Origin of the sequence: Streptomyces albireticuli, from assembly GCF_021228125.1 — a bacterium.
Classification (GTDB): domain Bacteria; phylum Actinomycetota; class Actinomycetes; order Streptomycetales; family Streptomycetaceae; genus Streptomyces; species Streptomyces albireticuli.
The window spans coordinates 448,828-468,351 of sequence record NZ_JAJQQS010000003.1 but is presented as its reverse complement, the minus strand read 5'-3'; the positions used below and the strand labels follow the sequence as shown (position 1 = coordinate 468,351).

Genomic DNA, 19,524 nt, shown 5'->3' with positions numbered 1-19,524 from the left:
CTAGTGGAATGAGCATTGTCGATCACCCCTCCATGTGTCAATACGGGCAAAAGACCGGACGGCCGCACACGGTTGGGGCCGCGGCGGCCGTCCGGCCGGGGGAGGGAAAGCGGTTTCGGGGGCCCTGGGGGCCAGGGGGTCAGGACGCGGGCGCCTTCCCGGCCCGGGGGATGAAGAGGCAGGCCAGCGCCGAGAGCGCGGAGGCGGCGAGGGTGAACTCCCAGCCGTGGTCGAAGGCCGTGACGGCGTCGCCGTCGCCGGGGGTGCCGAGGAAGGCGACCAGCAGGGCCACCCCGAGGACCGAGCCGACCTGGCGGGCCATGGTGACCACGGCCGAGCCGGTGGAGAAGCTCTGCGGCGGAAGGGCCGTCACGGCGGCGCCGACGAGGGTCGGTACGACCAGGCCCACCCCGATGCCGGTGAGGAGCATGCCGGGGAGGAAGCCGGCGACGTAGTCGTGCGAGGTGTCCAGGCGGTAGATCCACCAGCCGATGCCCACGCAGAAGAGCACGGACCCGATCGCGGAGACCGCGCCCGAGCCGATCCTGCGGATGAGCGGGCCGACGCCCATGGCGAAGGCGGGGACCATGACCGGGCCGGGCGCGATGGCGAGGCCGGTGCGCAGCGGTGACCAGTGCCAGACCTGCTGGCACCAGAGCACCGCGGAGAGCAGCATCGCGCCGAAGGCGACCGCGAACAGGAGGTTGGCGAAGGTCGCCGGGCCCACGGGCCGGATCCGCAGGAGGTTCAGCGGCAGGATCGGGGACGGGTGGCGCGCGGAGCTGAGGACGAAGCAGACGAGCAGGAGGACGCCGGCCACGAGCGAGCCGATGACCCCGGCGGAGGCCCAGCCCCAGTCGTCGCTCTTGACCAGGCCGAGGGCGACGACGGCGATGCCGAGGGTGAGCAGGACGGCGCCGGCGAGGTCCAGCCGGTCGGCGGTCGGGCGGGACGGGGTGCGCGGCAGCACCCGGGCGCCGACGACGAGGGCGAAGACGCCGATGGGCAGGTTGATCAGGAAGACCCAGCGCCAGTCGAGCTGGGTGAGCAGGCCGCCGACGACGGGACCGAGGGCGGCGGCCAGTCCGCTGATGGCGGTCCAGGCGCGCACCGAGGCCACCCGCTTCTCGGGCGGGGCCGCGGCGAGCAGGAGGCCGAGGGACGACGGGATCAGCATCGCCGCCCCGACGGCCTGGACCACCCGGGCGGCGACCAGGACCCACACCCCCGGCGCCACCGCGCAGGCGGCGGAGGCGAGGGTGAAGACGGCTATGCCCAGCAGGTACGCCTGCCGCGGGCTGGTCCGGTCGGCGAGGCTGCCGGCCGGGATGAGCAGCGCGGCGAAGATCACGGCATAGGCGTTGAGGATCCAGGACAGCGAGGCCAGCGACGACCCGGAGAACTGTGCGCCGATGTCGGGCAGGGCGACGTTGACGATGAACATGTCGAGGTTGGACATCGCCACGCCGGCCACCACGACGGCGAACACCGGGCCGAAGCGGGGCTTGGTGACGCTGCCCGCCTCACCGGCGGCGGTCTGAGTCATCGCTCTCCTCGTTAGTGAGTTGGTTTTTCCAACTCACGCGAGCATACCGCGCCCCGGAGGGCGCCTCCCCTCTTCCCGAAGAGGCGTCAGCCACACTTCACGGGCAGCCGGTCGAAGCCCCGCTGCACCAACTGGTCGCGGAAGGTGGGCTCCCCCGCGGGCCGCAGCCCCGGGAACCGGCGCAGCAGCCGGGGCAGCGCGGTCTCCGCCTGCATCCGGGCCAGCGCCGCGCCGAGACAGAAGTGCGCGCCGCCGCTGAACGTCAGGGCGTGGTTCCCGGTGCGGTACGGGTCGAAGCGCAGCGGGTCGGGGAAGCGGCGCGGGTCGCGGTTGCCTGCCGCGATGAGGAGCGTGACCTTCGTCCCCTCGGTGAGCGGTACGCCGAAGAACTCCATGTCGGTCGCGGCCACCCGGTTCAGCGCCTGGGCGGCGGGGTCGAAACGCAGGGTCTCCTCGATGTAGCCGGGGGCCAGCCCGGGGTCCTCTCGGAGCGCGTCGGCGTGCCCGGGGTGGTCGAAGGCCAGCCGCAGCGCGTTGCCGATGAGGTCCATGGGGGCCTCGGTGCCGGCGACCAGGAGCAGCATGAAGTTGGCGATCAGCTCCTCCTCGCTGAGCTCGCCGCTCTCGTCCCGGGCCCGGGTCATCGCGCTGACCAGGTCGTCGCGGGGCTCGGCGCGGCGGGCGGCGGCCAGCTCGGTGAAGTAGGCGGCCATCCATTCCATACCGGCGTCGCCCCGGTCGAGCTGGGAGAGGTCGCGAATCGGTTCCAGGGCCGTGGTGATGTCGCCGACGGGCCCCCGGAAGGCGGCCTGGTCCTCCTCGGGGATGCCCAGGAGCGCGCCCATCACGGCCATCGGCACCCGGAAGGCGAACTCCGCCATGAAGTCCACCGGTGCGCCGTCCGCCCCGAGTCCGGCCAGCCGGTCGATCAGCCCGTCGATCAGGCCCTCGACCACGGGCCGCGTCTCGGCGATCCGCCGCGGGGTGAACGCCCCGCTGAAGAAGCGCCGGTAGCGCTCGTGGTCCGGGGAGTTGCTGAAGAGCATGTTCTGCGCGAGCCAGACCCAGGAGGAGTGGTCGCGCCAGCCGGGCATCATCCGGTCCTGCACGGGCCCGTCCGTGGAGAGCAGCCGGGGCTCGCGCAGCGCGCGGAAGCACTCGGCGTGGCCGGTGACGACCAGCTGGTCCGGGCCGAGCCGCAGGAGCGGACCGTACGCGCGGAGCGCCTCGTAGAGGGGATACGGGTCGCGCTTGCCCTCCGGGGTCATCAGCGTCGTCATCGCGACGCCGGGATCGGTCACCGCTGTGCTCATCTGCTCTCCTTCTCGGGCGTTACCGGCGGGTGCTGCGGGTCTGCCGGGACTACAGCGGTGCCATCACGAAGTCGGCCTTCGTCGTACCGCAGTCCGGGCACTCCCAGGTGTCGGGGATCTCCTCCCAGGGCGTGCCCGGGGCGATGCCCTCCTCGGGGAGTCCGAGGGCCTCGTAGTAGACCCATCCACACACCAGGCACATCCATGCCCTCTTGCCCATGTCCTCGCTCACGCGATGGTCTCTCCAGTTCTGGATCCGTGTTCGGCGACGAACGCGGAGACGGCGCTTTTCACTTCGGGCGACATGAGGATCCCCATGTGGCCACGTCCGGTGGCCCTTTCGAGCCGTACGTCCGGCAGGCCGGCCGCGATGACCTCGGCCTCGTGGAACGGTACGACCGGGTCGTCGGGGTCGTGGATCGCCAGCACCGGGCACGGGAGCCCGCGGCCGAGGCCGACGACGTCCCAGTGGCTGACGGGCACCCCGTTGCGGCGGTGCAGTTCTCGGTAGATGCGGTCGAGGACCGGGCGGGCGAGCCGCAGCTCGCTGTGCGCCCAGGCGTCCAGGACGGCGTTCAGGGTGCAGGTGGGGGCGACGAGGGTGAGGCAGTCGACGGGCCGGTCCGGGCGCAGGGCCAGGGCGGCGACGGCGGCGATCGAGCCGAGCGAGTGCGCGACGATCACCCGCACCCCGCCGAGCGAGTCGAGGACCGCCCTGGTGGCCGCGGTGTACTGCGTCATCGTCGCCTGCTTGCCCTCGGACACCCCGTGGGCCGGGGCGTCGAACGCGGCCACCCGGTAGCCGAGCGCGCGCAGGGGGGCGATGAGGGAGTACATGCTGGAGCTGTCGGCGCCCCAGCCGTGGACGAGCAGCGCGGTCGGCACGGGCCCGCCGTCGGCGTCCTCGTCGTCGCCCCACAGATAGCCGCCGCGCACATCGGGGTTGCCCTCGACGGCGAACCGGCGGGCGCCGAGCGGCAGGACGTTGTCGGGCCGGACACCCATCTTGCGGGTGCGGGAGAAGACGTCGGTCGCCCAGCGGCCGCCGACGCCCGGTGCGAGGGCGCCGACCGCCGCGTGGGCGAACCGCCGGAGGGAGAGAGGTGTCATCACGAGGTCTTCACGGGCACCGGCTCGGCGTCCGCCGGTGCGATGCGGGTACGGGAGAAGTCGGTGTAGTAGCCCGACTCGGTGTCGTAGAAGTGCAGCCGCCGGACGATCCGGGCCAGCTGGCTGATCTTCACCTTCTCCTCGCGGACCATGCCGGGGTACGCCGCCTTCAGGGCCGCCTGGGCCTTGCGGAGGTTGTAGTAGGGCACGACCGGCGCCACGTGGTGCGCGGTGTGGATGGAGATGTTGTGGGTGAGGAACAACAGCCACTTGGGGTAGACGTAGTCGGTCGTGACCAGCAGCCGGCTCGCGTTGCGGGTCCAGTGCTCGTTGGTCAGGTACGGCACGTCGCTGGAGCTGTGGTGCATCAGCGTCGTCGCGCTGAACCACGCGTGGGTGGCGAGCCAGGGCGCGACGAAGTAGATCAGGAAGCCGGTGACACCGGTGAACCAGATCAGCGGGGTGAAGTACAGGACGCACACGGCCAGCACGAAGACCATCGACCGGCGCACGTCGCGGCGCGCCTCGCGCTTGGGGAAGTAGCCGGGCCGGAAGCCGGACTCCCGCCAGTAGTTGATGGTGCCGCCCCAGAACGCCCAGGTGCGCGTCCCGTGGTAGATGACCTTCTCGTGGAAGGGCATCCGGTCGTAGAGCGCCGCCGGGACGGGACGCCAGTCGGTGTCCAGCTCAAGGTTGTTGGTGTGGCTGTGGTGCAGGTTGTGGACGTGCCGCCAGGCGTGGAAGGGATAGATCAGGGGCAGCAGCGACACATGGCCGACCGCGAAGTTGAACTTCCGCGACCGGGAGAAGGAACCGTGTCCGCAGTCGTGGGCGATGCAGTGCAGCCCCCAGCCGCCGAGGCCGGCGACGATCCACAGCGGGATCCACAGCAGCCAGTGCGGCGCGAGGGCGACGCCGGCGATCGCGCCGATGTAGAGCGCCCAGCTGACGGCGAACCCGAGGATGCCGCGGGCCACCCGGGGCTCGAAGTAGTCCCGGGGGATGGCCGCCTGGAGGCGCTCCCCCTCGATCTTCTCCGACTTGCGGAGGAATTCCTTGAAGTTCTCGTCGGGTGCCGACGGAAAGTTGTAAGCGGCCATCGTGGCGATCCCCTTCAGCCGGTCCGGCCGGACAGTCTGAGCTCTTGCGCGAGGTAGCGGCTCAGGTCGTCGATGGTCTGGTGCTCGTAGAGCAGACCGGGCGAGAGCCTGCGCTCGACGACCTTCTCCAGGGATCCGGAGACCTGGACGGCGACCCGGGAGTCGAGGCCGTACGCCTCGAAGGACTTGGTGGTGTCGATCTCGGCGGGCGGGACCTCGATCCGCTGGGCCAGGTGGTCGACCAGCCACTGCCGGAGGGAGTCCTCCGTGAGCGGGCCGGTCAGCTGCGTTTCCTTCTTGCGTCCGAACATGGGTGGGGTGGCTCCTGCCGGGAGGTGGTACTGGATCTGACGAGTGCTGACGAGTGCTTACGGGGGCCGCCGGGTGCTGACGGGACGGGTGGGGTCCTGTCAGGCGGCCTTCTTCATCGCCCGTTTCCTGGCGATGGTCGCCTGGTCGGGTTCGCGCAGCTCCCACACGACGCCCGCCTTGCCGAGGCCGAAGAGCAGCCAGCCGCTCAGGTCCGGCTCCCACCACGTGACGCCGTGGCGGTACGAACCGGGGAAGGCGTGGTGGTTGTTCTGGAGGCCCTCGCCGAAGGTGAAGGCGGCGACGGGCCAGTTGTTGGCGCTGCGGTCGTCGTTGTTGAAGGGGCGGCTGCCGATGGCGTGGCAGACCGAACCGACGCACCAGGCGGCCTGGTTGGCCACGAAGATGCGGGCGAAGCCGCCGAAGACCAGGGCGGTGAGCGCGGACATCGGGGTCTGACCGACGGCGAAGCCGATCACGGTGGGGATCAGCAGGCCGGTGAGCACCCAGGCGGGGTAGGTGCGGTGGTACCACATCAGCCGGCGGTCCCGCAGGACGTCGGGGGCGAAGACGGTCCACTTCGACGTCTCGTCGCTCAGCATCCAGGGCATGTGCGCGTACCACAGCCCCCGCAGACGGGCCCGGAGGCTCCAGCCGTGCAGGTTCGGGGAGTGCGGGTCGCCCTCGCGGTCGCTGAAGCGGTGGTGCCGTCGGTGGGTGGTGACCCAGAACATCAGCGGACCCTGGGCCCCCATGGACCCGGTGATCATCATGATGCCCTCGAACACGCGCGAGGTCTTGAACGCCTTGTGCGAGAGGTAGCGGTGGAAGCCGATGGTGATGCCGCCCATGTGGACGAAATACATCACGACGAACAGGACCAGGTCCGTGGTGGTGTAGTTGCCGGTCCACAGGAACCAGACCGCCGCGAGCGTGCCGATGAGCGGCAGGGTCATGGTGGTCAGCGCGGAGAATCTTTTGATGCGGCGGCTGGCAGGGTCGAGCTTGACGATTGCCGCCGCCAGCGGATCAGCTGTTGCCGAGGACACGAGAGCCACTCCTTTTCTACTCTGACCGTGCGCGTTTGGGGTAGCGGACGTGGGTGACCAGGCCGAGCGCGTCCAGCAGCCGGATGACGCCGCCGGCGATGTCGATCTGCCAGAAGGTGTGCCGGTTGTGCGCCAGGGCGGGCTTGGCGTGGTGGTTGTTGTGCCAGGAGCCGCCGACGGAGAACGGCGCGAGCGCGGCCACGTTGCGGCTGGTGTCGCGCGTCCGGTAGGGGCGGTTGCCCAGCGTGTGGCCGATCGAGTTGACGCTCCACGTCACATGGTCGAGCAGGAAGACGCGGGCCAGGCCGCCCCAGAGGAGGCCGCCGGCCGCGCCCCGGGCGGTGCCGCCGGTGAGCGCCCAGCCGAGCAGCGCGGGCAGCGCGAGGCCGGCCAGGACCCAGACGAAGTAGTACTGGTTGATCTTCATCACGAGCCGGTTGCGCATCAGGTCCGGGACGTACTTGCTCCAGTTCTGCCGGCGGACCGTGAACAGCCAGCCGACGTGGCCGTGCCAGAAGCCGCGCACCCTGGCGAACCGGCGGCCGTCCTCGATCGGCCGGGGCGAATGGGGGTCGCCGTCGCGGTCGGTGAAGGCGTGGTGCTGGCGGTGGGTGGCCACCCAGAAGACGATCGGGCCCTGTGCCGCCATGCTCCCGGCGATCCCCCAGAAGGCGGTGACGCCGGGCTTGGCCGCGAAGGACAGATGCGAGAAGAAGCGGTGGAAGCCGCCCTCCACGCCCAGCGACGTCACCAGGTACATGCCGACGAGCAGCCCGATGTCGACGGCGCTGATGCCGTAGTGGAAGGCGAAGACCACGGCTCCGGCGAAGCCGAGGGTGGGCACGCCGACGGTGACGTAGGCGAGCCTTCGCGCCGAGGCGTCGGTGTCACCCGCCGGGACGCCGGGGGCCGCGGCGGGCTGCCCGGCCGCGGTGCCGACGCCCTCGGCCCCGCCGGCCGGGGCCGGTGACGAGGAAGGCCGGGGGGACAGGGACGACGGGGAGGACGGGGATGACGGGGACGACGGGGAAGGGGTCTCGGGAGATCTCTCGGGGGACCTATCGGAGGAAACAGTCATGGTGGACTCCAGTCACCGCGCGGACAGCGGCTTGTCGTCGGTGGCCAGGGCCAGCTTCTTGAGCGTCCCCTGGGCGTAGGCCTTCCGTGTCGCGTCCCGGCGTACCTTGCCGCTGGTCGTCATGGGGATCGCGCCGACCGGACCGAAGTGCACGTCGGCCGGCCGGACGCCGTGGTCGGCGGTCACCGCCGCGATCACCGCGTCGAGGACCGCGCCGCCCTCGGCGGCCAGCTGGCGGGCGGTGCCGCGGTACTCCGCGACGACCACCAGTTCCTCACCGGCCTCGCCGGGGCGGGAGAAGACCGCGGTCCCGCGCAGCTTGCCGTGGGACTCGCGCACGGACTGCTCGACGTCCTGCGGATAGAGGTTGCGGCCGGCGATCACCACGAGGTCCTTGAGCCGCCCGGTGATGTGGAGTTCGCCGTCGAGCAGGAAGCCGAGGTCCCCCGTGCGCAGATACGTTTGTTCACTTCCCGAAGGCGGGCGGGCGTCGTCCGCGAGACGGGCGGTGAAGGTCTCGGCGGTGAGCCCGGGCCTGCCCAGGTATCCGGCCGCGACGTTGGGACCGTGCACCCAGACCTCGCCGACCCGCCCGTCGCCGACCGGGCGCCGGGACTCCGGATCGACGATCAGCACCTCGTGGCCGACGGCGACGGCGCCGCAGCTGATGATCCGCGTCGTCGCGTCCGTGCCGAGGGGGTCCCCCGCGCGGACGAAACCCCTCTCCAGGGCCTCCTTGTCGAGGAGCCGGGTGCGGACCTCGGTGCCGGAGCGCTTGCCCGAGACGTAGAGCGTCGCCTCGGCCAGCCCGTAGCAGGGGATGAGGGACGTCTCGGTGTAACCGCGCGGTCCGAACCGCTCCCGGAACCTGTCCAGGGTGGCGCGGGAGACGGGCTCCGAGCCGCAGAAGACCTGGCGCAGCCGGCTCAGGTCGAGCGTCTCCAGCTCCTCGTCGGTGACGCTCGACGTACAGAGGTCGAAGGCGAAGTTCGGGCCGACCGAAATCGTCACCTTGTGATCGGTGAGCGCCTTGAGCCAGCGGTAGGGCTGTTGCACGAAGTGCGCCGGTGACAGCAGCACCAGGGGCCAGCCGCCGTGCACCGCGAGCAGGAGGGTGCCCATGAGTCCCATGTCGTGGTACGGCGGCAGCCAGGTGCAGCCGACCCGGTCGGGCTCGTAGCCCATGTTCTCCTCAAGCGTCACACAGTTGCTGACGAGGTTGTCATGGGTGAGGACGATGCCCTTGGGGTTCCCGGTCGAGCCGGAGGTGTACTGGAGCAGCGCCGGGTCGGCGAGCCGCGGGGGCCGCCGGTCGGCCGCCGCGCCGGTTTCCTCGAAATAGGCGTCGTCGACGAATATCCAGCGCGGGCGGGCCACCGATTCGGGGAGTTCGGCCTCGAATTGGCCGACGCGGCTCTCCAGCCGGGTATCGGCGATGATCACATCGGGTGCGCAGTCCTCGATGATGGAGGCGAAGCGTGCCACGGCGCGTTTGCCGGTCGGCGGGAAGGAGGGCACCGCGGTGGCGCCGGCCCGGAATATCCCGAAGAGCGCGGCGACGTAGTGCAGCCCGGGGTCGAGGGCCAGGACGACGCGGCGGCCGGTGAGCTCGCGGTCCAGCAGGTCCGCGGCGATGCGGCCGGCGTGCTCGGCGAGGTCCTGGTAGGTCCATTCGACGGCCTCGTCGGAGGTCCCGTCGGGCAGGAAGCGGAAGGCCGTCCTCGGTGGCCGCGCCGCCCGGTACTCCAGGATCTCCGGTAATGACGTGGGCAATGACGTACGGGCCCAACCCGCTGAGCGGTCCACAGCTCCCCCGTTTACTTCAGCCTTGTGACCGGACCCGTCATCGCGTCGACGGCGGGTCCGGAATTCTTCTTCTCTTCGTTCCGCGCATGGTGGAGCCGGTCAGTCCGTTCGTACGACGCGGAGTTGCTGGGCGGAACCCAGATGGGTGCCGTCGGGACCCCAGGCGTCGATCTGCTCGTCCACCCAGCCGTCGGCGCTGGCCGACCGCGTCCGCGCGCGCAGCAGTATCCACGGCGAATCGGCCCGGGCGAGATTTCCGCTGGGCCGCACCGTGAGTTCGACGGTGGGCACCAAGGCTAGGGTCGAAAGCACCGCCGCGTACGAAGGTGCCAGCGAATCCATCAGAAAGACGAAGCGCAGCGCGTCCGGCGGCTTCTCGTCCTCCACCATCCTTATCCAGGCGATGAGTTCGGGTTCCGGCCCTCCCGCGTAGGGGCGGCTCGGCCCGACCGGGCGGATCTCCATGTACGTGGATATCGCCACGAACTCGGGTGGGATGGTGAAGATTTCACAGTCTTCCGGGGGCGGCGCCACCGGTGCGGCGGGGGCGAACGTCTGCCAGGAGGCCGGCTTCAGGGATCCGAAGACCGCCTGGGCGTCGACGTGAATTCCCTTGGACGTCACCGCGCGTGCGCCGATGGTCGAGACGGTACGGCCGGAGCGAATGAGCGAGGTCTCCACCCGGAAGTCCTCGCCGATCGGCCGGTGGAATCGGGCGGTTGCGCTCGCCAGCGGAATGTCCGGTACCGACCCCTGCATCGCCGAGGTCATCAGCGCCAGGGTCAGGCCGCCGTGGAAACCGCCGAAGCCGTGCAGATGCGTTCCCGCACCGATGTCTCCGGAGGCCGGTCGGCTTAACAGATCCGCAGGTGAGAGCGGCGGTGCGGTATTGGTCACGACTCCTCCGAACCGGCAACCGGAATAACGCAGTCAGCGAGGAGGGCGGACCCCTTGCGATAGTGGAACCCGATCGTCGACAACAGGCCAGACTTTGCGAGGAGTTGGATCACACGAGTGACCGTAGAAGGGGCGCGCCATACCAAGCAAGCAATATTTTTTGTGACCCGCGTCACGCTTGTTCGAATCCTCGGAAGGGCGTGACGTTCAACACTCGACATCCGGATGCCAGTGGGTTGCGGACTCCAACCCACCCCGGAGATAGTCTCCCCGCGGGTGAGTTCACGTTCTGGCTTGGGGGGGCCTGTATGCGCGGCACGGTGATCGCCACCGAAGCTCTCGCCCGGACCGGAAATCGTCCGGCGCCCGAGTGTCCCACCGGCCGGGACCGGGCATCCGCACCTCTTCGGGATCAAGGCCGGAGCGCCTTTCCCGGACCCGTCCGCCGACCCGCGCGGACCGGCTGTCACTGATCACGCCCGCGCCCCGCCTCCCGTCGACCGCGCCGGAATCCGGCGTCCCCCCGACGGCGTGCGACGCCCGGCATCCGGAACGGACCGAGGGTTGGTATTGCCATGCAGATACAGCGAACCGCCGCACAGGACGCAGGAATTCTCGGGATCGGCGCTTATCGTCCGCACCGCGTCGTCGGCAATGAAGAGGTGGCCGCGCGCACCGGACGGACGGCCGAGTGGATACAACGGCGTACGGGAATCGTGGAACGCCGCTACGCCGCCGCGGACGAGACGGTCGTGGACATGGCGGTGGAGGCGGCGCGGAAGGCCGTCGCCGACGCCGGGGTGGAGCCCGACCTGATCGGCGCGGTGATCCTTTCCTCGATGTCGGGGCTGCGCCAGAGCCCGGGTGACGCGACGGAGATCGCGGACCGGCTGGGCACCCGTGGCGCGGCCTTCGACCTCAACGCCGCCTGCGCGGGCTTCTGCTACGGCCTGGCCCTGGCCGCGTCGATGGTCCGGGACGGCGCGGCGCGTTATGTCGTGGTCGTCGGCTCGGACAAGATGACGGACATCATCGACCCCGAGGACCCCTCGGCGGCCATCCTGTTCGCCGACGGCGCCGGGGCGATGGTCGTGGGGCCGCGCGAGGAGTGCGGCATCGGCCCGGTGGTCTGGGGCTCCGACGGCAGCCGCCGCGGGCTCATCGCCCACTCGGCCGGCTGGCTGGAGTACCGGGACGAGCCCGGGACCGCTTGGCCCACCATGCGCATGGCCGGGCCGGAGGTCTTCCGCTGGGCCATCGAGGAGATGCCCAAGGTCGCCCTGGAGGCGCTCGACGCGGCCGGAATAAGACCCTCCGATCTCGCCGCCTTCGTACCGCACCAGGCCAACCTGCGGATGATCGAGACCGTGGCGCAGCGGATGGAGCTGCCCGGACACGTGGTCGTGGCACGGGACGTGGCGCACGCCGGCAACACCTCGGCCGCCTCCGTACCGCTCGCCGTCGCCCGGTTGCGCGAGTCGGGTGCCGTGACCAGTGGCGATCTGGCGCTGCTCCTGGGATTCGGCGCGGGTCTCACCTGGGGGGCGCAAGTCATACGCCTTCCGTGACGGATGGGGCGCCTGAGGCGGACGGCCGGCCGGTTCCCCAGGTCCACCGCGTACTTTCAGGCCACTCCCCGCCACTCTCGCCTTACTGTCGGACGAGGGGCCCTCCTCGCCCCCGGCCCGACGCCGCCCGCGCGGGCCCGCACCCGGGGCCGGCGCCCGGCCCGTACGAAGGCGAGGACATCGGATGACCTCAAGTCCACTGCGCGCGCGGGACCTGCCCGACGCGCCCCCGGCGATACCCGGCGCCGCGCACCGGCCGCCCTTCGTCCACTTCGGCCCCGGCCCGCTGACGGACGCGCTGGCGGGGGTCCCCGAGGGGGACGTGGCGGGGTTCCTCGCCTCCTGGGAGGATCTGCCGGCCGACGCGCACCTGGGCACGGACACGCCCTACCGCTTCCGCCGGTACGGGAAGTTCCGCCTCCGGCCACGGGGGCTGGAGCAACTCCCCCACACCGCCTTCTTCCAGGACGCGTCGGTGAACCGGGTGAACGGCGGCGTCGAGCGGCTCTTCGCCCCGCTGTGCCCGGCCGTGGCGGCGGGCGAGCCGCTGCGCCGGGTCGTCCTCGCCCTGGGGGAACGGCTTCCCGGCCCCCGCGCGGGCATCGACACCTGCGGCGTCCACCAGATCCGTGTCGTCGCGACCGTCAACGCCGAGGGGCATCCCGCCCCGGAGGGCGTCCACCGGGACGGGCACTGCTACGTGGCCCAGGTGCTGATCCGCCGCCAGGACGTGCGGGGCGCGGAGTCCTGCCTCTACGACCCGGAGCGGCGCCCCGTCCACCGGGCCGTGCTCACCGCGCCGCTGGAGACGATCGTCCTCGACGACCGCCGGGTCCTGCACGGCGTCTCCCCGGTACGGCCCGCCCCCGGCGCCGGGACGGGGATCCGGGACATGCTGCTGGTCGACTTCTTCGGCGGCGCCTAAGGAGGCACCTGAGGCGGGACCTGAGAAACAATCGTTCATAAGAACGCAGCAAATGCCTTTGCTTTATTGCGGAGACATGAACCCTGCCTTCGCTTAACAGGTATTTTTCGGTTTCGCTCATACGATCCACGGAACGACGCGGACACCGCCCTACGCGGCACCGCGTCCCTGCACCGTCCTGTCTCCTGGAATGAGCCACCGATGACACTCCCCCTCCCCCGCCGACGCGTTCTCGCGGCGAGCACGGCCGCCGCCCTCGCCCTGCTGCTGTCGGCCTGCGGCCTGTCCGACTCGGGCGGCGGGAACCAGGTGCGGATCGGTGTCAGCGGAGCGGACGAGGAGTGGGACGTCCTCGCCGAGGAGGCGAAGAAGGAGGGCCTCGACGTCAAGATCGTCACCTTCGACGACTACCAGCTGCCCAACAGGGCGCTCGCCGACGGCGACATCGAGCTCAACGCCTTCCAGCACCTCGCCTTCCTCAGCCAGTTCAACGCCCGGAACCGCACCGACATCGTGCCGGTCGCCTCCACCTCGGTGGCGCCGATGGGCCTGTACTCGCTCAAGCACAAGAAGGTCGACGAGATCCCCGACGGATCACGCATCGCGATCCCCAACGACCCGTCCAACCAGGGCCGGGCGCTGCTGGTGCTCCAGGCCGCCAAGCTGATCGAGCTCAAGGGGAAGGCGGGCATCTACGGGACTCCAGAGGACATCACCGCCAACCCCCGGCACCTGAAGATCACCCCGGTCGACGCCCAGCAGACCCCGCGCAGCCTCAAGGACACCGCGGCCTCCGTCATCAACGCGGGCGTCGCCGAGCTGGCCGGCTACAAGCTGGAACAGGCCGTCTTCCACGACGACCCGGAGAGCGCGGCCGCCCGGCCGTACGTCAACGTCATCGCCGCCGACGCCAAGGACAAGGACTCCGAGAACGTCCGCAAGGTCGTCGAGCTCTACCGGACGAAGAAGGTCCAGGAGGCCGTGGCCAAGTCCGCGCACGGGGCCCGCTATGTCCTCGACATCCCGCGGCCCGAGCTGGAGCGGGAGCTCGACCGGCTGACCGAGCAGGGGAAGGGCTGATCACGGTGATCGAACTCCGTCACGTCACCAAGACCTTTCCCACCCGGGACGGCGGCCGCGCGTCCGTCTTCCGTGCGGTCGACGACGTCTCCCTGACCGTCGAGCGGGGCATGGTCTTCGGCATCGTCGGGCACAGCGGCGCCGGCAAGAGCACGCTGCTGCGGGTCATCAACTACCTGGAGGAGCCCACCTCCGGCAGCGTCCTCGTCGACGGGCAGGACCTCGGCGCGCTCGGCGAACGGCGGCGGCGCGCCGTCCGGCGGTCGATGGGGATGGTCTTCCAGCAGTTCCACCTCTTCCGCTCCCGCACGGTCCTGGGCAACGTCGCCTACCCGCTCGGTCTGGCCGGGCACTCCCGCCGGGAGGCGCGCGAGCGGGCCGCCGAGGCATTGCGCTTCGTCGGCCTGGAGGACCACGCGCGCCGCTACCCCGAGCAGCTCTCCGGCGGCCAGCGCCAGCGCGTCGGCATCGCGCGGGCGCTCGCCACCTCCCCGAAGGTCCTGCTGTGCGACGAGGCGACGTCCGCGCTCGACCCGCGGACCACCGGGGAGGTGCTGGACCTGCTCAAGCGGGTCAACACCGAGCTCGGTGTCACGATCGTCCTGATCACCCATGAGATGGACGTGGTGCGCGGCATCTGCGACGGGGTGGCCGTCATGGCCGACGGCCGGGTGGTGGAGAGCGGCGGCGCCTACGACGTCTTCGCCCGCCCCCGGCATCCCGTCACCGGGGCTCTCGTCCGCTCCGCCCTCCACGACGTACCGGAGGGCGCGGCCCTGGAACGGCTGCGCGCCCGGCACTCCGGGCGGCTGGTCACCGTGCCCGTCACCCGGGACGGTACGGACGGGTCCGGCCTGTCGCGGCTGCTGCGCAGGTACGAGCTGGACTTCGCCGTCGCGCACGCCGGCGTCGGCGAGGTGCAGGACCTCCCGCTGGGCAGCGTGACCCTCGAACTCCGGGGTCCTGACGACGCGATCGACGCCTTCCTCACCGAGCTGGCCGGCGCCGGAGAGGCGGCCGTGGCGTGAGCGTCGACTGGAACGAGTTCTGGGTCAAGGTCGTCGACGCCACCGGCGAGACCGTGTACATGGTGCTGATCACGCTGGCGCTGTCCGCGGTGCTGGGCATGGGCGTCGGCCTGGCCCTCTACGCCACCCGCAAGGGCGGCGTGCTGCCCAACCGCGTGGTGTTCGCGGTGCTCAACCTGCTGATCAACGTCATCCGGCCGGTCCCTTTCATCATCGCGATCGTCGCCCTGTCACCGGTGACACGGAGCGTGGTGGGCACGATGATCGGCACCGAGGCGGCCATCTTCCCCATGGTGGTGGTGGCGACCTTCGGCGTCGCCCGGATCGTGGAGACCAATCTCCTCGCCGTGGACACCGGGGTCGTCGAGGCCGCCCGGTCGATGGGCGCGGGCCCGCTGCGCATCGTGCTGACCGTGCTGGTCCCGGAGGCCCTCGGGCCGCTGGTCCTGGGCTTCACCTTTATGCTCGTCGCCCTGATCGACTTCTCGGCGGTGGCCGGGACCGTGGGCGGCGGCGGGGTGGGCAACCTCGCGATGACATACGGCTATCTGCGCTTCGACACCTCGGTGATGGTGGTGACCGTGGCCGTGCTGATCGTCCTCGTGCAGATCGCCCAGCTGCTGGGGAACGTGCTGGCCCGCAGGATCCTGCGCCGGTGACGGCGGCCGGTCCGGGCGCGCGCCGCCCGGACCGGCGGCTTACGTACCCGGGTCGGCGCCGTACGGGCCGCGTTCGACAGGGCGGGCACGAACGGATGGTCGAGTTCCGCAAAATCGACCGTACTCTCGACTCCGACACGTTCCACGCCCATGTCCCCGTCTGCGACCGACCGCTGGAGGTGAGCCGGTGACGGCCACTCCCCCGTCCGCCGAACTCCTCTGCGCGCGGACCACCGAGCCGCGCATCTCGTACTTCACCTTCTTCCTGCGCGGCCTGGAGGACGGCGCCGATCCCCAGTCGGCCGTCACCACCGCCCCCAGACGCTGGGCGGTGCTCGCCGGGCCGGGCGGCGTGCTCTTCCGGTGCGCCACCACCGACTTCCATCCGCATGTGCGGCTGGAGGGCTGGTCCGGCGAACCGCCGGCACCGCCGGGCGGCTGGGACACCCTGGACACGGTGGAGTTCGAGCTGTTCCGGCACGGGAAGGTCCAGCTCACCGAGTGGGACGGCCGGCCGTCGGGCGAGCCCGTCGACCTCGGCGGTCCGGGCGCCTACCGGCTGCGCGCGGCGAGCCTGGGCCGCGTCGCGGCACGGGAGCGGCACACGGCCGGCGAGATGTTCTTCCACGGCACGGAGGAGTGGCTGATCCAGGTCTGGCCGCGCTGAACGGCGGCCCCGGCGCGCGCCTCCCGGCAGGACGGCCGGGGCGGCCCGCCGGGCGCCGGAGGCCCGCGCGGATCGGCCTCCCCGGATCCTCCACGGACCGGACGCGGATTCCCACCGGATCCCTCTCACATCCCACCCGGATCCCTCTCGCGTCCCACCCGGATCCCTCTCGATTCCTCCGCGATTCCCACGCGGTTCCCCCGCAGGCCGCCCGCAAGACCGCCTTCTGCGACAAGGCTCGGCCCGTTCAGGCCACTTGCTCTCCACCGGGCATCAAGGACGCGCATTGTTCACGTGAACGTGTGTACATGTTCACCCTGCGTTTCCTTATCTTCGGTGTCCCCATCTCCGGCGCACAGAGAGCGAAGCCATGGACTCCCTCCGACACCTCGCGGCCCACCTGGGGCTCGACCTCGCCGCCATCTGCCTGCTGACCTTCGCCATCTACTATCCCAGGCACCGGCGCCGCGACCTCGTCCCGGCCTATCTCGCCCTGAACGTCGCCCTGTTCACCGTCGTGGCCGCCCTCGCCGAAGTGGGCGGCAGCGGTGGGACCGCGCTCGGCTTCGGACTCTTCGGAGTGCTCTCGATCATCAGACTCCGCTCCGACTCCGTGCAGCACGAGGAGGTGGCGTACTACTTCACCACCCTCGTCCTCGGCCTGCTGTGCGGTCTGCCGCACCTGAGGTTCGCCCTCGCCGCCACACTGAGCGCCGTACTGCTCCTCGTCGTCTACGTGGCCGACCACCCCCGGCTGTTCGCCCGCTCGCGCCGCACGGTCGTCACCCTCGACGCCGTCCACCGCGACCCCGCCGCGCTCCGCGCCGACCTGGCCCGGCGGCTCGGCGAGCCGCTCCACTGGACGGTCATGGAGGTCGACTTCGTCCGCGACCTGACGGTCGTGGACGTCCGCTACCGCGAGCCGAGGCCGGGCGACGGCACCGCGCCGGCCACCGCCGGATCCGCCCAGCGCGCCGTTCCCGCGTGGGAGTCGGTATGACACTCGCCCCGGAGAGCCCCGCCGGACCGAGCGCTCCGCAAGCACCCGCCTCCGTACGGGCCATCCTCACCGCGGCCCGGTCGGCCGACCCCGTCTCCCTGGCCGAGGTCAACGCGCGCGCCGAGCTGCTCGCCCGCTTCGACCGCAGCTACCTCGTGCCCACAGAAACCTTTCTTCGGATGGTGGAGCGGCTCACCGACCCCCGGCGGGCCGGTGGCCCCTTCCGGGCCCTGACCATCGACGACCGCCGCGCCTTCCGCTACCACTCGGTCTACTACGACACCCCCGGTCTCCGCTCCTTCCACGACCACCGGCAGGGCCGGCGCCTCCGCTTCAAGATCCGCGAGCGGGTCTACGAGGACAGCGGCGAGCGGCAATTCGAGATCAAGCTCAAGGGCCGGCGCGGCGACACCGTGAAGCACCGCCGCCCGCTGACGGGCGCGGACACCCCGCTCGACGGCGCCTTCCGGTCCTTCCTCGCCGACACCCTGCACCGGGCGTACGCCATCGACGCCCCGGCCGCGCTGCTGCCCTCCCTCAGCACGGACTACCTGCGCGCGACGCTGGTGGCCGACGGGGAGCGCGTCACGTGCGACGCCGGGCTGGTCTGCGACGACCTGCGGGCGCCCCGTTCGGTGCGGTGCGACCCCGGACTCGTGCTCGTGGAGACGAAGACGGCGGGGCACCTGACGGAGGCCGACCACCTGCTGCACGCCTACGGGGTGCGGCCCGCGGTGTTCACGAAGTACTGCGGGGCGCTGGCCGCGCTGCGGCCCGGGCTGCCGGGGAACCGGTGGCGGCGGGCGGCGCGGCACGCCTTCGGCTGACGGCCCCCGCCTCCGCTTCCGGTCCCCGGTCCGGGCGAGCTCGCCCTCGCCCGCCGGACTACCGTTCGCTCGGCTCGTGCTGCTGCGGCTCCACCGTGTGGAAGCACTGGCCGCAGACGTAACCGCCCACCGGCCCCTCGTGCACCGACCACCCGCAGTGCGCGCAGTGCATCAGGGCCGTGTTGGCATGAGGGAAGTCCTCCGACTCGTTCATCCGGTACCTCCGCAATTGGCGCACGCCCAGTCCCCGTTCGGCCCCTGGCGCATCTCCGCACCGCAATGCGAGCAGTTCATCCCACACCGCCCTACTGACAGAGACCCTACGAAAGGTTCATACCACGCGGGGTGCGGCACTTGAATGCCCGAACGGCGGCGCACGGAAGCGTGTCGGCTCGCGCCTCCTTGGATCCGGAGCCGGTAGCGGGGACCCTCCCACCATGACGACCATGGGTGTCGAGGAGGAATACCTGCTGCTCGACGCGGTCAGCGGGCTGCCCGTACCCCTGGCCGAGAAGGTCCGGGCGACGGCCGGCCTGCGGCCCGTACCGGGGGCGGGCGAGGTGCACTCCGAGCTGTTGCAGTCCCAGATCGAGATCGCCACCCCGGTCTGCCGGAGCCTGGACGAGCTGGGCGACAGCCTGCTGAGGCTCCGTCACGCGATCGGTACGGCGGCGGACCGGGCGGGCTGCCGGGTGGCGGCGTCCGGCACCGTGCCCTTCGCGGGCCGCACGCCACCGCCCGTGACCGACGAGGCGCGGTACCACGCCATCCGCGCCGCCGCGCCGCAGCTGGTGGACGAGCAGCTGATCAACGGCATGCACGTGCACGTCGGCATCCCGGACCGGGCCACCGGGGTCGCGGTGCTCAACCGCGTGCGCCCCTGGCTCCCGGTGCTCGTGGCCATGGCCGCGAACTCGCCGATGTGGTGCGGGCACGACACCGGGTTCGCCAGCTGGCGCACGGTCGTCTTCGGCCGGTGGCCGGTGAGCGGCCCGCCGCCGGTCTTCGAGGACGCCCGGGACTACGAGCGGCGCGTACGGGCCGTCATGGACACCGGGATCCTGCGCGACCGCGGCCAGCTCTACTGGCAGGCCCGGCTGTCGGAGCGCTATCCGACCCTGGAGGTCCGCGCGCTTGACGTCCAGTTGCACACCGAGGACGCCGTCATGTTCGCCGGTCTCGTCCGGGCCCTCGTGGACACCTCCCTCTTCGACGAGAAGCGCGGCGTGCCGTATCCCGTGCCCTCCCCCGAGATGCTGAACACCGCGAACTGGCAGGCGGCGCGGCACGGTCTGAGCGGGGACCTGATCGACCCGCTCGGCCGCCGCCGGCCCGCCGACGAGGTCGTCGGCCGGCTGCTCGGCCATGTCTCCCCCGCCCTGGAGCGGTACGACGGCGCCCGCCGGGTCGCCTCCCTCGTCCACCGGCTGCGCACGGACGGGGCGCCCGCCGACCGGCAGCGCCGCGCCCTCGCCGAGGGCGGGTGGCGCGCGGTGATGGATCTGATGTGCCTGACGGCCCCTCGTCACCCACACGAGCGGAATTCGGACTGATCGCTCCGG

General features: G+C 71.3%; 20 protein-coding genes. 9 read left to right on the top strand and 11 right to left on the bottom strand.

The features are described 5' to 3' along the window. Positions 1-139 precede the first annotated feature (139 nt). The 10 genes from LUZ64_RS06750 to LUZ64_RS06705 form a co-directional block, all read right to left on the bottom strand. Entirely contained in the window at positions 140-1,546 is a 1,407-nt protein-coding gene (locus tag LUZ64_RS06750) for a DHA2 family efflux MFS transporter permease subunit (protein ID WP_095580070.1), read from the bottom strand. 86 nt (positions 1,547-1,632) lie between these two features. Then, positions 1,633-2,859 carry a cytochrome P450 gene (locus LUZ64_RS06745; RefSeq protein ID WP_095580072.1) on the bottom strand — a complete coding sequence of 409 codons (1,227 nt, stop codon included), beginning with the start codon at positions 2,857-2,859 and terminating at the stop codon, positions 1,633-1,635. 49 nt (positions 2,860-2,908) lie between these two features. Continuing rightward, positions 2,909-3,091, bottom strand: a complete 183-nt coding sequence (locus LUZ64_RS06740) for a rubredoxin (protein ID WP_372471937.1) — start codon at positions 3,089-3,091, stop codon at positions 2,909-2,911. Continuing rightward, entirely contained in the window at positions 3,088-3,969 is an 882-nt protein-coding gene (locus tag LUZ64_RS06735; protein WP_095580074.1) for an alpha/beta fold hydrolase, read from the bottom strand. The genes LUZ64_RS06740 and LUZ64_RS06735 overlap by 4 nt, the downstream gene beginning before the upstream one ends. After that, positions 3,969-5,069 carry a fatty acid desaturase gene (locus LUZ64_RS06730; protein WP_095580076.1) on the bottom strand — a complete coding sequence of 367 codons (1,101 nt, stop codon included), beginning with the start codon at positions 5,067-5,069 and terminating at the stop codon, positions 3,969-3,971. Before LUZ64_RS06730 ends, LUZ64_RS06735 begins: the two co-directional genes overlap by 1 nt. Before the next feature lie 14 nt (positions 5,070-5,083). Beyond that, entirely contained in the window at positions 5,084-5,380 is a 297-nt protein-coding gene (locus tag LUZ64_RS06725; protein WP_095580078.1) for an acyl carrier protein, read from the bottom strand. Between the two features lie 99 nt (positions 5,381-5,479). Then, positions 5,480-6,427 (bottom strand): acyl-CoA desaturase, encoded by a 948-nt coding sequence (locus tag LUZ64_RS06720; RefSeq protein ID WP_232389755.1) that lies wholly within the window; start codon positions 6,425-6,427, stop codon positions 5,480-5,482. A 16-nt stretch (positions 6,428-6,443) separates the two neighbouring features. After that, positions 6,444-7,505: an acyl-CoA desaturase gene (locus LUZ64_RS06715; RefSeq protein WP_095580082.1), complete on the bottom strand. Its 1,062-nt coding sequence runs from the start codon at positions 7,503-7,505 to the stop codon at positions 6,444-6,446. 12 nt (positions 7,506-7,517) lie between these two features. Then, complete coding sequence (locus LUZ64_RS06710; RefSeq protein ID WP_232389756.1) at positions 7,518-9,278, bottom strand: fatty acyl-AMP ligase; 1,761 nt, start codon at positions 9,276-9,278, stop codon at positions 7,518-7,520. 132 nt (positions 9,279-9,410) lie between these two features. Next, complete coding sequence (locus LUZ64_RS06705; protein WP_232389757.1) at positions 9,411-10,208, bottom strand: thioesterase family protein; 798 nt, start codon at positions 10,206-10,208, stop codon at positions 9,411-9,413. A 575-nt stretch (positions 10,209-10,783) separates the two neighbouring features. Between LUZ64_RS06705 and LUZ64_RS06700 the strand changes: the two genes are divergently transcribed. The 8 genes from LUZ64_RS06700 to LUZ64_RS06665 all read left to right on the top strand — a co-directional run bounded on the left by LUZ64_RS06700 (position 10,784) and on the right by LUZ64_RS06665 (position 17,962). Then, entirely contained in the window at positions 10,784-11,776 is a 993-nt protein-coding gene (locus tag LUZ64_RS06700) for a beta-ketoacyl-ACP synthase III (protein WP_095580086.1), read from the top strand. A 184-nt stretch (positions 11,777-11,960) separates the two neighbouring features. Beyond that, positions 11,961-12,701: a 2OG-Fe dioxygenase family protein gene (locus LUZ64_RS06695; protein ID WP_095580088.1), complete on the top strand. Its 741-nt coding sequence runs from the start codon at positions 11,961-11,963 to the stop codon at positions 12,699-12,701. Between the two features lie 201 nt (positions 12,702-12,902). After that, entirely contained in the window at positions 12,903-13,781 is an 879-nt protein-coding gene (locus LUZ64_RS06690; protein ID WP_095580090.1) for a MetQ/NlpA family ABC transporter substrate-binding protein, read from the top strand. 5 nt (positions 13,782-13,786) lie between these two features. Beyond that, positions 13,787-14,809: a methionine ABC transporter ATP-binding protein gene (locus tag LUZ64_RS06685; RefSeq protein ID WP_095580092.1), complete on the top strand. Its 1,023-nt coding sequence runs from the start codon at positions 13,787-13,789 to the stop codon at positions 14,807-14,809. Continuing rightward, a complete protein-coding gene (locus LUZ64_RS06680) occupies positions 14,806-15,468 on the top strand; it encodes a methionine ABC transporter permease (protein WP_095580094.1) in 663 nt (220 codons plus the stop codon). The genes LUZ64_RS06685 and LUZ64_RS06680 overlap by 4 nt, the downstream gene beginning before the upstream one ends. A 187-nt stretch (positions 15,469-15,655) precedes the next feature. Then, positions 15,656-16,135, top strand: a complete 480-nt coding sequence (locus LUZ64_RS06675; RefSeq protein ID WP_095580096.1) for a hypothetical protein — start codon at positions 15,656-15,658, stop codon at positions 16,133-16,135. Between the two features lie 370 nt (positions 16,136-16,505). After that, complete coding sequence (locus LUZ64_RS06670) at positions 16,506-17,135, top strand: DUF4956 domain-containing protein (protein WP_095580098.1); 630 nt, start codon at positions 16,506-16,508, stop codon at positions 17,133-17,135. Then, entirely contained in the window at positions 17,132-17,962 is an 831-nt protein-coding gene (locus LUZ64_RS06665) for a polyphosphate polymerase domain-containing protein (protein ID WP_095580100.1), read from the top strand. Before LUZ64_RS06670 ends, LUZ64_RS06665 begins: the two co-directional genes overlap by 4 nt. A 58-nt stretch (positions 17,963-18,020) precedes the next feature. Here the strand turns inward: LUZ64_RS06665 and LUZ64_RS06660 are convergent, their stop codons facing one another. Beyond that, positions 18,021-18,176, bottom strand: a complete 156-nt coding sequence (locus tag LUZ64_RS06660; protein WP_170116698.1) for a hypothetical protein — start codon at positions 18,174-18,176, stop codon at positions 18,021-18,023. Positions 18,177-18,399: 223 nt separating this feature from the next. Here LUZ64_RS06660 and LUZ64_RS06655 point away from each other — a divergent pair, with 223 nt between their 5' ends. After that, the gene (locus tag LUZ64_RS06655) at positions 18,400-19,515 is read left to right on the top strand and encodes a carboxylate-amine ligase (RefSeq protein ID WP_095580102.1); all 1,116 of its coding nucleotides are present in this window, start codon (positions 18,400-18,402) and stop codon (positions 19,513-19,515) included. Positions 19,516-19,524 lie beyond the last annotated feature (9 nt).